8 protein-coding genes are annotated in these 12416 nt (G+C 36.1%); 1 reads left to right on the top strand and 7 read right to left on the bottom strand.

Going from position 1 to position 12416, the window contains the following annotated elements; genetic code table 11:
- Positions 1 to 55 precede the first annotated feature (55 nt).
- The 5 genes from DWB61_RS13300 to DWB61_RS13320 form a co-directional block, all read right to left on the bottom strand.
- The gene (locus tag DWB61_RS13300) at positions 56 to 1243 is read right to left on the bottom strand and encodes an NADH-ubiquinone oxidoreductase-F iron-sulfur binding region domain-containing protein (protein ID WP_125031402.1); all 1188 of its coding nucleotides are present in this window, start codon (positions 1241 to 1243) and stop codon (positions 56 to 58) included.
- Between the two features lie 32 nt (positions 1244 to 1275).
- Positions 1276 to 1824: an NADH-quinone oxidoreductase subunit NuoE family protein gene (locus DWB61_RS13305; RefSeq protein ID WP_225423395.1), complete on the bottom strand. Its 549-nt coding sequence runs from the start codon at positions 1822 to 1824 to the stop codon at positions 1276 to 1278.
- 465 nt (positions 1825 to 2289) lie between these two features.
- Positions 2290 to 3366: a butyrate kinase gene (buk, locus tag DWB61_RS13310; RefSeq protein WP_125031403.1), complete on the bottom strand. Its 1077-nt coding sequence runs from the start codon at positions 3364 to 3366 to the stop codon at positions 2290 to 2292.
- 142 nt (positions 3367 to 3508) lie between these two features.
- Positions 3509 to 4615 carry a glycerate kinase family protein gene (locus DWB61_RS13315; protein ID WP_125031404.1) on the bottom strand — a complete coding sequence of 369 codons (1107 nt, stop codon included), beginning with the start codon at positions 4613 to 4615 and terminating at the stop codon, positions 3509 to 3511.
- 42 nt (positions 4616 to 4657) lie between these two features.
- Positions 4658 to 5998 carry a serine hydrolase domain-containing protein gene (locus DWB61_RS13320; protein ID WP_125031405.1) on the bottom strand — a complete coding sequence of 447 codons (1341 nt, stop codon included), beginning with the start codon at positions 5996 to 5998 and terminating at the stop codon, positions 4658 to 4660.
- 574 nt (positions 5999 to 6572) lie between these two features.
- Between DWB61_RS13320 and DWB61_RS13325 the strand changes: the two genes are divergently transcribed.
- Entirely contained in the window at positions 6573 to 8981 is a 2409-nt protein-coding gene (locus DWB61_RS13325) for a penicillin-binding protein 1A (RefSeq protein ID WP_125031406.1), read from the top strand.
- Positions 8982 to 9071: 90 nt separating this feature from the next.
- On the opposite strand, the gene DWB61_RS13330 is transcribed toward DWB61_RS13325, so the two are convergent.
- A complete protein-coding gene (locus DWB61_RS13330; protein WP_125031407.1) occupies positions 9072 to 10346 on the bottom strand; it encodes a replication-associated recombination protein A in 1275 nt (424 codons plus the stop codon).
- Positions 10347 to 10434: 88 nt separating this feature from the next.
- Positions 10435 to 12414 (bottom strand): tetratricopeptide repeat protein, encoded by a 1980-nt coding sequence (locus DWB61_RS13335; protein ID WP_125031408.1) that lies wholly within the window; start codon positions 12412 to 12414, stop codon positions 10435 to 10437.
- Positions 12415 to 12416 lie beyond the last annotated feature (2 nt).

A 12416-nucleotide genomic window follows, 5' to 3' on the forward strand; every position in this document is an offset into this window, starting at 1 on the left:
CGAAATATCATTTGCCTTAAAAAATTGAACATTAGACTCATTTATTTAGAATCCATTAATAAATCATCTCCTCTCGGAAATTTTCTACAATAGAGGAAAAAGAATTTGCGACAGATTGTCCCAAACCACACTTTGCTGTCAATCGCATTGTTTCAGTTAACTTTAGAAGTTTATCTAAATATGCGGCAGGCTTATCACCTCGTTTTACAGCTTTTATACCTTTAAGTAGTTGCTGACAACCCACTCTACAAGGTGTGCATTGCCCACAGGATTCTTCCTGAAAAAAATCGAGATAGTTGTCCAACACATTATACATTGAGCGTGAACTATTGAATATCATCATAGAACCTCCAGTAGGTAATGATACCCCTGTTAATTTCCCCTGATAACCAATGTGAGACTTTGGAAAACGCTTACGCGGCACCAAAAAACCAGATGCACCGCCTACCTGAACAGCTTTAGTATCACCATCACCAAAATCATCAACGAAATCTTGAACACTCATTCCTAATTCCAATTCATAAATTCCAGGTATAGGTGTATCTCCCGAAACTGAAAAGACTTTGGAACCCCATGAATCTTTAACTCCAAGTTCACGAAATTTCTTAGCTCCGTACTTCATGATAGTATAAGAATGCGCTAGAGTTTCAACATTGTTGATAACCGTTGGTTTATTTAGGTATCCACATTGGGTTGGATAAGGAGGTTTATTTCTTGGTTCGCCACGCTTACCTTCCATAGATTCGAACAGAGCTGACTCTTCTCCGCATATATAAGCCCCACTTCCCAAGAAAATATCAACTACAAAATCAAGATTTAATTCATCCATAATTTGATGAAACTTCTTAAGCTCTTCTCTAAGTTGAGGCACTAGAAATTTATATTCGCCACGTAGATAAATATACCCTTCTTTCGCACCAATAATCTTGGCACACATAGCCATACCTGCTAAAACCTTATGTGGAACACGTGTTAGAATCTCTCTATCCTTAAAAGTACCAGGCTCCCCCTCATCAGCATTACAAATAACATATTTGGTTTTCTCTTTTTCTTCGGATGTTAGTTTCCATTTAAGTCCTGTTGGGAAACCAGCACCTCCACGGCCCTTTAGCCCAGAATTTACCATTTCGTTTATCACCTCCTCATGGGAACGATCGAACGATTTCTTTAAAATCTCTTTACAATCATCTTCATGTTTGAAGATTAAATCTATTCTATTGAGTTGTTTTGTTTTAGTCGTCATAACTCTTGATTTTTACAATTTGAAAATAAGATCTACTTCTTATCAGCCTCCGCCTTATAAGAACTAAGGATATCCACTACCATATTTGGAGTCAACTCAGTATAGACATCATCGTTCACCAACATTGCAGGCGCTTTATGACACCATCCTAAGCAATTGGTTTCAAGTATTGTAAAGAGTTTATCAGGAGTGGTTTCTCCCAACTTAACTTTCAAAAAATCTTCCAGTGCCAAAAGAATTTGGTTCTTCCCTTTCATAGCACAGGTTATGGTTTTACATACGCGAATCACATATTTTCCTCGAGGGACAATATCGAGAAATGAATAGAAACTAGCCGTTCCATAGACGTCAGCGGCGGGGATTTTAGTTTCTTCAGCAATTTTAAGAATTGCACTTGCGGATAAAAAACGATCTTTTTCAACAACAGTTTGTAAAATAGGAAGCAATTTCTCCCTTTTTATGCCATACTCTGTTACGAGATCTTTTACGAGTTCAGCCTGATCATTCATAGTTTCATGTTTTTTTTGATACAACAAATGATTCTTAATTCCATACACATCTTTATCCAGAGCTAGTATCACTAGCTCATTTATAAAAACATATCAGAGTTAAGGTTCATTCATCATCTAATTATTGTGAGATTGATTAGTTTTTATGCTAATTGTTCTAGTACAATTTCAGATTCAAACTTTAATGAGTGCGGCTAAATCAACTCATATCCAACAGGTTTTACTATCAATTTTTCAGCTTTAAGATACAAAAATATTAGAGAAATTTTTCTCTAATAAAGCAAGTCAATTAAATTCTTTCTATTTCACCTTTGAGTATGTATCCTGATGATCAATGCCTAAGCCTAATAATATTGACATTTCGAAAGATTAGGAAAACAAATTACAGAAGAAAAGTCCTAATCAATTTCTATTTAGACTCATTAAAATAAAAGAATTAAGGCATAAAAAAAACCTTCGGAATTAACCGAAGGTTTTAAACGATCTAGAACTCTATATAAAAAATGAACTAGAGCTTTGTTTCATAATATATTGAGATTACACGTATCTCTTAGGCTCAACATCACCTCTCAATACCATATAACCATTCATTGCAAGAGCTTTCATTTCGTCCTCACCAGGGTAAACAACAACTGGAGCAATAAATGAAACCATTTCTTTCACATAACTCACTAAATCACCATTGTGAGCAATACCTCCTGTTAAGATAATTCCATCGACTTTACCTTTTAAAGCGGCAGCACAAGCACCAATAGATTTACCTACTTGATATGCCATTGCATCTTGAATCAATTTAGCTTTTGCATCACCATCTTTGGCTTTTAACTCAATCTCGTAAGCATCATTTGTTCCCATATGAGCAACTAATCCACCTTCACCTTTGATCATTTTCTTCACTTCATCCAATGTAACATCACCGCTAAAGCATAGCTTAGCTAATGCACCAGCAGGAAGAGTTCCAGAACGTTCAGGAGAGAAAGGTCCTTCACCATCTAAGGCATTGTTCACATCGATTACACGCCCCTTAAGGTGAGCACCAACAGAAATACCTCCACCTAGGTGAGCAACAATAATATTTAAGTCTTCGTAATTTTTATCAACCGATAAAGCGAATGATCTACTGACAGCTTTTTGGTTTAGGGCATGAAAAATTGACATACGTTCAAACTCTGGATGTCCAGAAACTCGAGCAACATCGATCATTTCGTCTACAACAACAGGGTCAGCAATATAAGCTTTTGCATTTGGTAACGACTGCGCAATATTATCAGCAATCAGTCCACCAAGGTTACTTGCGTGCTCTCCAAGAACACCAACACGTAAATCTGCTTTAAGTTTCTCATCAACCAAGTAAACTCCAGACTCGATAGGCTTAACCAAACCACCACGACCAACAACAGCTTCAATTAGGTCTATAAGAATTTCTGCATCAACCAATTCCTTTAGGATAATATCCTTACGAAATTCAAATTGTTCTGAAATGCTATTGAATTGAGCTAACTCTTCATTAGAGTGCTTAATATTTTTTAGAAATACTGATTTATCGCCTTGATACACGGCAATCTTTGTAGAGGTAGATCCCGGATTGATGGCTAAAATTCTGCGATTTTCCATTCGAAATAGTAGTTTATTGTTTATTTAGTATTTGACTGCAAAAATACCAATCTCTCAAGGATATCAACAATAAAACTAAAATCTTTTTTCATGCTATATATCATATCAAAAACAATAGACTTTCATTCAGAATATCAAGATCTTACAAGAGAAAAGAATTGTATAAAATAGCATCTGCTAAATTATTTTTCGCAAACGTTATCGCTTCATTAAGCGTTTGGCAGTCTTTTTTTATGGGGAACACTTGATCGAAAGGGGAATTTATTAGACTTTCGTAACTGCCACAAAAAGCAATAACTCGTTTCCTCATTAGCTTCGCTTTTTGAGCTAAAACATAGGGAGCTTTACCAAAAGATGATTGAGAATCAATTCGCCCTTCACCTGTAATTAAGATATCACAGCTCTCTAGAGCATCATCCATATTTAAGCAATCAAAAATCAATTCACTACCTGATCGTAGCTTAGCTCCACACAGGGCATAAAATCCAGCAGCAATGCCACCAGCCGCACCACCATGCTTTATTTTTGAAATGTCAATATGGAATTGTTTCTTTATTAATTGAGCAAAATCTTGATGATTTTGATGCAATTGAATAATTTCTTCTTCTGATGCCCCTTTTTGTTTTCCAAAAATATGAGCAGCACCAAATTCACCAAGTAAAGGATTTTCAACGTCACAGGCTATTTGAAAATCGACTTGAAGAAGTCTAGCATCAAATTTTTCAGAATCGATATCAACAATGCGTTTCAGAAATCCTCCACCTCCACTGAGTTCATTCCCATCTTTATCAAGAAAACGAAAGCCTAAAGCTCTTAAAGCTCCAAAACCCATATCAAGCGTTCCACTTCCTCCGATAGCAAGAATAATCTTGGTACAATTCAGATCAAGAGCTGAACGAATTAAATCACCGACTCCAAAAGTATGTGTGTTTAAGGGATCATATTCCGAGGGTTTAAGCAAAGACAGACCTGCAACATGACTCAATTCAATAATAGCAGTACTATTCTCGGTAAGAAATATTGGGGCATTGATCTTTCTATTTAAAAGATCGGTAGTAGAAAAAGTATGTGCAGCCCCCAGGTAATAATCCGACAAAACATCAAATGTTCCATCACCACCATCTGCAATTGGTAAGCATTTACAGTTGAGCTTGGGGTTAATTTTTAAAAGATTGCTTTGAATAATTTCAGCAACTTCCAAAGCAGAAAGACTGCCTTTAAAAGCATTGGGAGCAATCAGAATATTCATCCTTAACAGTGCTTAATTATAAATTCTGATAATTGCAAAGTCCTAGCTTCGATCAAAAAAATCAGAGACATCATCAAAAACAAGCAGACTTGGCTGAGCTTCAAAATAATTAAATAAATCGGTTTCGGGCCATTGCTTAACAGAGCGCATCACACGACTCATTAATTTACTCAACTCCTTTGGGAAATCAGATCCCTTCCACGAAGAGGTATTTGTTATAATCACCCATGTTGATCCATCTGGATTTTGTTTCATCAAGGCTGAACTACCCGCTAGAGTACCCGTTCTCCACCATGTTCCGTTTGATCGAGTACCTTTCCATCCAATCGGACTAAATCCTCTACGGCTAGGCTTTGTCATATATTCAATACTTTCCTTAGAAAGAATATCCGCTTGTTTGTCTTTACCATCAATAGCAACATAAAATTTCATTAGTTCAGCTGCAGAAGCAATCCACGCACCCGCACCACCAAGTTCTTCAATATTATTTCCTCCATTGCTACGATAAACTTTTCCTCCAGAACCATCAAAGGCTGGCACAAGTATAGCATTCGATTGCTCGTAGTAATTGACCTCATTAGGCAACTTATCCTCACGTAGGTTTTTACCTAAATGCATATCAAAAATACCAGCAGGTTGTAAAATATGTTCCTGTACGTATGCCTCATAATCCTTACCAGATGAAGCCTCGATAATCTTTTCAAGAATGACATAACCAAGGTTAGAATAGCTACCACGACTGCCTGGTGTAAAATGTAAACGTTTTGAAAGAGCAAATTCAATAATGGTTTCAGCACTTGCAGGAGCTGGAACATTCATTTTTTCTGCGATAGTTAAAGGCAAAAACATCTGATCTCCATATCGACTCGTAAATCCAGCAGTATGTCTTAACAAATGCTCTACAGTTATTCTCTTCGAACGCTTATCTCTAATATTTAAGTAGTTCTCAGAATTAAGAATACCTTCTTCTCCAAATACTTGATCGCTTAATTGCAATTTCCCCTCTTCCTTTAGTTTCATAATTGCCGTAGCAGTAATCAACTTAGAAACACTAGCGATTCGGAACAAATGATCAGGCTCAACCTTCACTTTATTTTCCACATCGGCGTAACCATACCCTTTAGCAAAAACCAGTTTTTGATCTTTTACCAAAGCAACTGAAGCACCATTAATTCGCCAATATTCCAGAAACCTATTAATTCTATAATCAGCCCTTTCAGTTGCCTCAGATGATGAAAGTTCGTTTGAAATACGGTGCGAAACTGGATCTAGCTTGCTATCGTAAGGTATATGTAATTCTTCGCGTTTCGACGAACTGGTGTGTGTATCTAATAATACCACTACCAAGGTTAATATCAATATTATGATTTGTTTTACTGTCATTCTCCACATTTTATCTTATAAAGATCTCATAACAAGATGCTTTAAGGATACTTATCTCTCTATTCGTTATTCGCCACAAAAGTGACTATTTTTTCTCAATAAGCAGCTATGAAGATAAGACATTCCAATCACAAACATGACATAAAAATGCAAATATTTGCCTAATAATAGTAGACACAAGCACTTTTTCTAAATTTCAAAAAATCAGACATTTATCGTTAGAAACATCATTTTAGAGCCCATTTCTGTCTAAAACTAAATTAGAAAATCATCCAGTCTGCCGCCAAATATACAAACCCAAGAAGAGACAAAAAATTGTATAACCTCTAGAACATTTTTTCATATTTAAGAAAAAACAGAATTCAATCATAATTAAATTTCATCAGTTCGATTTATAAATTTCAGAAATCAAATTCACAAGTTTTACTTATATTTGCAGCGACCTTACCTTGAAACTCAATATTTAAACTTTAAGCAATAAAAGAAATTCTCAACCGTTAACTGGATTGGTTCAGTTAGGTAGACTTTTGTCCACAAAATAAATTGAGTCCGAAAATAACAATAGAAGAAATAGATGACAAAAGGTAAGAACACAACAATCAAACCAATAAGAAAGAATACTCCTAAAAGAAATTCTGCTCTAGCAAAAAAAGGAAAAACTAAGAAAACATTCAAAAACCGAATTTTCCGATTTTTATTTTTTAGCCTGCTTATAGCTGGTTCTCTATTTGGCTTATTTCTAGTAAGCGTCTACTATGGGGCTTGGGGGAAACTACCCGATTATCATACCTTAAAAAACATCCAGAATGCTGATGCTTCGGAGGTTTACTCTGAAGATGGGAAAATATTAGGACGTATATACGCAGAAAATCGCACAAATATTGACTTTAGTGCTATTCCTATCAATGTAATCAACGCATTAGTAGCAACTGAGGATTCACGCTTTTATAGTCATGAAGGAATTGATGAAATCAGTTTGGTTCGTGTTCTTGTAAAAACACTAATCCTCGGCAATAAAAACTCTGGAGGAGGCAGTACACTAAGCCAGCAGCTGGCCAAGAACCTTTACCCCAGAAGAGATTTTGGTAAATTTTCGATGCCAGTTAATAAAATTAAAGAAGCGATCACTGCATCAAGATTGGAAAAAATTTATTCCAAAAAGAAAATCCTTCAACTCTATCTCAATACGGTTCCCTTTGGAGAACAAGTTTTTGGTATTGAAAGTGCTTCACGACAATACTTTAGCAAACCAGCTCACCAACTTAAACTTGATGAAAGTGCCGTTCTTATTGGAATGCTTAAAGCGCCTTCCTATTACAACCCTCGACGTTTCCCTGAGAGATCGAAACAACGTAGGAATGTAGTTCTTGGACAAATGACTAAGAACAACTTTATTTCTGAAAATAAAGCAGAACAATTAAAGCAACAGCCGTTAAAAATCAACTATCAGAAACAAAGTACACATTCAGGACTTGCACCCTATTTAAGAGAGCGAATTCGTGTAGAGGCTGATAATATTCTGAAAAAATATACAAAAGCTGATGGTTCTTATTACGATATATACCGAGATGGTTTAAGGATATTAAGTACAGTGGATTACAGCATGCAAACATATGCGGAAGATGCTGTTAAATCGCATATGAATAACCTACAGGGTTTATTCTACAAACACTGGGGAAATCAGAATCCATGGGATAACAATAAAGCGATTCTAACTTCAGCCATTGAGCGTTCTCCTTACTATAAAAAATTAAAGGATGAAGGAAAAAATAAGCAGGAGATTGATAAGTTGTTTAAGACGAAAAGAGAATCCAAAATCTTCACCTGGAATGGTGAAAAAGATGTAAAGATGAGTCCTCTCGACTCAATAAAGCATTACATTAAACTGTTGAACACTGGCTTTGTTGCAATGGAAAGTAACACGGGTAAAATCAAAGCTTGGGTTGGTGGTATTGATTTCAAACATTTTCAATACGATCATGTTACTGGTAGACGTCAAGTGGGTTCAATATTCAAACCTATCGTTTATGCTGCTGCTCTTGAAGCCAATATGTCTCCATTTGATTATTATCCTAATGAGCGTAAAGTTTATGCAGAATATCAGGACTGGTCGCCAAGAAATGCTGATAACAATTACGAGGGCAGTTATAGCATGGAAGGTGCTTTGGCTGAATCAGTCAATACCATTGCTGTGGATCTCATCATGGAAACAGGCATTGAATCAACCATCGAGTTGGCTGAAGAAATGGGGGTTTCTTCACCATTACCCAATGTGCCATCTTTAGCTTTGGGAACTGCCAACATTTCGCTTTTAGAAATGATACAGGTTTATGCAAATCTTGCCAACAGAGGGAAAAGAGTAGATCCTTATTATATTTCACGAATAGAAACGAACAAAGGTGAGGTTATTGTCGATTTAAACCCACTAGGTGCGGAATTTGAGACTAGCTTATCTCCTGAGAATGCAGATATTATTAATCATATGCTGACGGCCGTTGTCGATAGTGGTACGGCTAAAAGTTTGAGAACGGTATATGGCTTAAAAGGTGAGTTTGCAGGTAAAACAGGAACAACTCAATCACAAGCTGATGGTTGGTATATTGGTTACAATCAAAACCTGGTTGCTGGAGCTTGGGTTGGTGCTGCTGATATGCGAGTGCATTTTCGTTCTTTAGCTCTAGGACAAGGTGCTACAATGGCTTTACCAATTTATGGTAAATTCATGCATCAGCTCAACAATAACAGTAAATACGACAACTATTGTTCTGCTCCTTTTTTCAAACCAGATAATACAAGCTTGGCTAAACTAGACATGCCACACTATATGCCTCCAAGAGCTAATTTCTTCGAAAGACTGCTGGGGCTAGACAACAAAAAAGATGATAAAATAAAGTTGGAGGAACGTCGAGCTAAACGAAAGAAAAATAAAAAATCAATCTACGATAAGATTAAATCGATTTTTGGAGGAAAGAATAAAGACTAGTTTAAGGGTATTCCAAAAGGAAAGCGTAGATGAATCTTTTGATTTAAGATTTATCTACGCTTTTTTCATCTTATTAAAGGACTATAGGCTCTAGAATCTTTTCTTCCACCAAAATTTCAGTCGTTCTAAAACTTTTACCTCGAGTGAATTGTTTTGTGGAATATATAAACGTTGATTCATTATTTCTTCAGGAAGGTACTCCTGATTAACAAAGTTCCCTGGATAATCATGAGAATATTTATACTCTTTGTTATAACCCAGATCTTTCATCAGCTTAGTTGGTGCATTACGCAAATGTAGAGGCACTGATAGGTTACCTGTTTCTCTAACCAAAGCTTGAGCCTTACCAATTGCCAGATAAGACGCATTACTTTTTGCCGAAGTTGCTAAGTAAATTGCTACTTCTGAAAGAATAATTCGAGATTCAGGCATGCCAACCAAATTTACCGATTGAAAACCCGCATTGGCTAAAAGCAAGGCATTGGGATTTGCTAAACCAATATCTTCACTGGCAGATATAACCAGTCGCCGAGCAATAAATTTAGGATCTTCTCCCCCTTCAATCATTCGGGCTAACCAATAGACTGCAGCATCAGGATCGCTACCACGAATCGATTTAATTAAGGCAGATGCTATATCGTAATGTTGTTCACCATCCTTATCATACATGGATGGATTTTCCTGCAGCTCTTTAAGGACTAATTCATTGGTCAAAACTATTTTATCAGTCGCTTGGGAATTAACTACCAACTCTAAAATATTCAGAAGTTTACGTGCATCACCTCCTGAAAATTTAATCAGAGCGTCCTTTTCTTTTACAGTAACATCCTTTTCTTTTAAATAAAGGTCTTTAGTTAGAGCATGTTCAATCAGATATTCCAAGTCTGATTTCTCCTGAGCTTTCAGAACGTAAACCTGACAACGCGAAAGCAAGGGTGATATCACCTCAAAAGAAGGATTCTCAGTTGTGGCACCAATCAGCGTGACAGTCCCATTTTCGACAGCTCCCAGAAGTGAATCCTGCTGCGATTTACTGAATCGATGAATTTCATCAATAAATAAGATAGGATTGGGTGTAGAAAAAAACTTCTGTTTTTCAGCTTTTGCGATCACCTCCCTCACATCTTTCACACCAGAATTAACTGCTGATAAATTGTAAAATGGACGATTTAACTGATTGGCAATAATCTTCGCCAAAGTTGTTTTACCAACGCCTGGAGGCCCCCAAAGAATAAAAGAAGAAATATTCCCTGATTCAATCATCTTTCGAAGAACAGCTTTCTCTCCCACCAAATGTTTTTGTCCCAAATAATTTTCAAGACTGTTAGGTCGTAATCGTTCTGCTAAAGGTTGGTTCGGTGTCATGAGACAAACTTAAAGGTTAAAAGAAAAAAGATTAAAGGCTAAGATGATGCTTCGCGACACTGTATATCCATTACTGACTAATGACAGTCTATTTCTCCTTATTGCAATAGCGTTTAATAACATTATAGGCATCAAGAAGTCCAAGTTCTCCGGCCTTACTCAAATCGCCATAGGCCGAAGTTTTATCATTGTTGTACAGATAAACCAAACCTCTATTAAAATAGGCTTCTTTTAGTCTACTATCTAATTCGATAGCCCTGGTATAATCAGAGATTGCTTTATCAAATTGTTTCGATTTCGCATAGGTATTACCCCGATTAAAATAGGCGAAAATAAAATCAGAGTTCAGCTCTAGAGCTTTATTAAAATCCATAATAGCCGAACTGTAATCAACGATAATTTCATGATTCTTATTCTTAGTATCATCGTTCAAACTCAAATTGGTATCAATATTCACACCAATAGATTGGATATAATCAGTCATATCGACAATAGCATTGGCTCTATTAAAATAGGCAAAGGCAAATTTTCTATTTTTCTCGATACATGCATTAAACGAAGCAATAGCATTATTATACTTCTTATTACTTAACTCATAAGATCCCTTAAAGAAATAGGCTTCGCTGTTGCCTAATTTTATTTCAAGCTCAGCATTTTTGATTTGCTGATCGACCAAGTTCTTTGAGGATGGATAATGCTTATTACTAAATGTGAAAGCAGGAGAATAATTATGCTTTTGATTGTAATTCATCAATTCCTGATCGTAATACTGCATTCTTCCTGCACGAAGGCTATCGATGGATAGATGACTGATATGAAAATCTTTCTCAAGCTGAATGGCCACAAATTTATCTTGGACACGTCCCTTGATAATTTCTTCAATGATTTTTTCACGTGAATTCAAGTCAATTAAACGTTGAAAATTTTCTGTGGTGTCAACAAAGGCGGCCATAGATCCTTCATTTTTCATTCGCTTATACTTATCAATGATAATAAGCCCTTGGTTTCTATCTTCAATGGAACCATCAAGATCATTGATATCGCGTTTAGCTGACGATCGGGCCAGATAAGCTTTAGCAAAATCTGGGTAAATTTTAATTGCAGTCGTATAATCGGCAATAGCTCCCAAATTATCCCCAATATCAGCCTTTACGAGACCTCTATTGAAATAAATTAGCATATTATCAGGATTCATATCCAATACCATATTAAAATCATCAATCGCTGAATTAAAATCACCAACCTCTGATTTTAGAAGTGCTCTATTATAATAACCATAGGCATTGTTCGGATCCAGTTCAATCACCTTATCGTAATCTGCCAAAGCTCCTTTTAGGTTCTTTGTGGCATAATTCGAAATACCTCTTCCCATTATCAAGCGTGAATCCTTGGGGTTAATCTTTAAAGCGCGCTCATAATCCTCAACCGATTCCTTAAATTGCTTATTCTTGTACTTTAAATAAGCTCGATGACCGAAAGCGTCAGCTGAAAAATTATTGAGTTGAACCGCTTTATTACAGTCCGCAATTGCTCCATCAATATCTTCCAGTTGCTCTCTTACAACAGCTCTGTTTAGATAGGCGCCAATCATATCCTTTTTCAAATTTAAGGCTTTTGTATAGTTTGTTTCAGCCTCATTAAAACGTTTTAAAGCAGCCAATGTAATTCCTCTATTGGCGAATATATCGGGATTGCTGGGATTCAAATCTTCAGCCATATCAAAATCCTTAAGAGCTTGCCTGTAACGGCTCAAATGATTATTAGCTACGCCTCGATAAAGGTAGGCCAAAGTATAATTTGGATTAATTGAAATTGCCTTGGTATAATCAATCTCAGCACCCTCAAAATCCTCAAGGTAATATTTTGCTAATGCTCTAAACAGATAAGGTTCTGGCAAATATGGCTTAACTCTAATTATCTCATTGAATTTTATAATAGCCTCAGTATAATCATCAAAGTAAATGGCATTTCGTCCTTTTGATAATAAATTTTCAGTGTTAAGTTGTGCACTGGCTATTTTTAAACAAAAAATAAAACTCAGTAATATGAGAAGTCGGTATAAACGCATAG

Source organism: Ancylomarina euxina, from assembly GCF_003863355.1.
Taxonomy (GTDB): Bacteria; Bacteroidota; Bacteroidia; order Bacteroidales; family Marinifilaceae; genus Ancylomarina; species Ancylomarina euxinus.

Excerpts from the sequence above, each read along its gene's own strand:
- DWB61_RS13300 (WP_125031402.1), bottom strand. The coding sequence starts at position 1,243 with ATGACGACTAAAACAAAACAACTCAATAGAATAGATTTAATCTTCAAA.
- buk (WP_125031403.1), bottom strand. The coding sequence starts at position 3,366 with ATGGAAAATCGCAGAATTTTAGCCATCAATCCGGGATCTACCTCTACA.
- DWB61_RS13315 (WP_125031404.1), bottom strand. The coding sequence starts at position 4,615 with ATGAATATTCTGATTGCTCCCAATGCTTTTAAAGGCAGTCTTTCTGCT.
- DWB61_RS13320 (WP_125031405.1), bottom strand. The coding sequence starts at position 5,998 with ATGACAGTAAAACAAATCATAATATTGATATTAACCTTGGTAGTGGTA.
- DWB61_RS13325 (WP_125031406.1), top strand. The coding sequence starts at position 6,573 with ATGACAAAAGGTAAGAACACAACAATCAAACCAATAAGAAAGAATACT.
- DWB61_RS13330 (WP_125031407.1), bottom strand. The coding sequence starts at position 10,346 with ATGACACCGAACCAACCTTTAGCAGAACGATTACGACCTAACAGTCTT.
- DWB61_RS13335 (WP_125031408.1), bottom strand. The coding sequence starts at position 12,414 with ATGCGTTTATACCGACTTCTCATATTACTGAGTTTTATTTTTTGTTTA.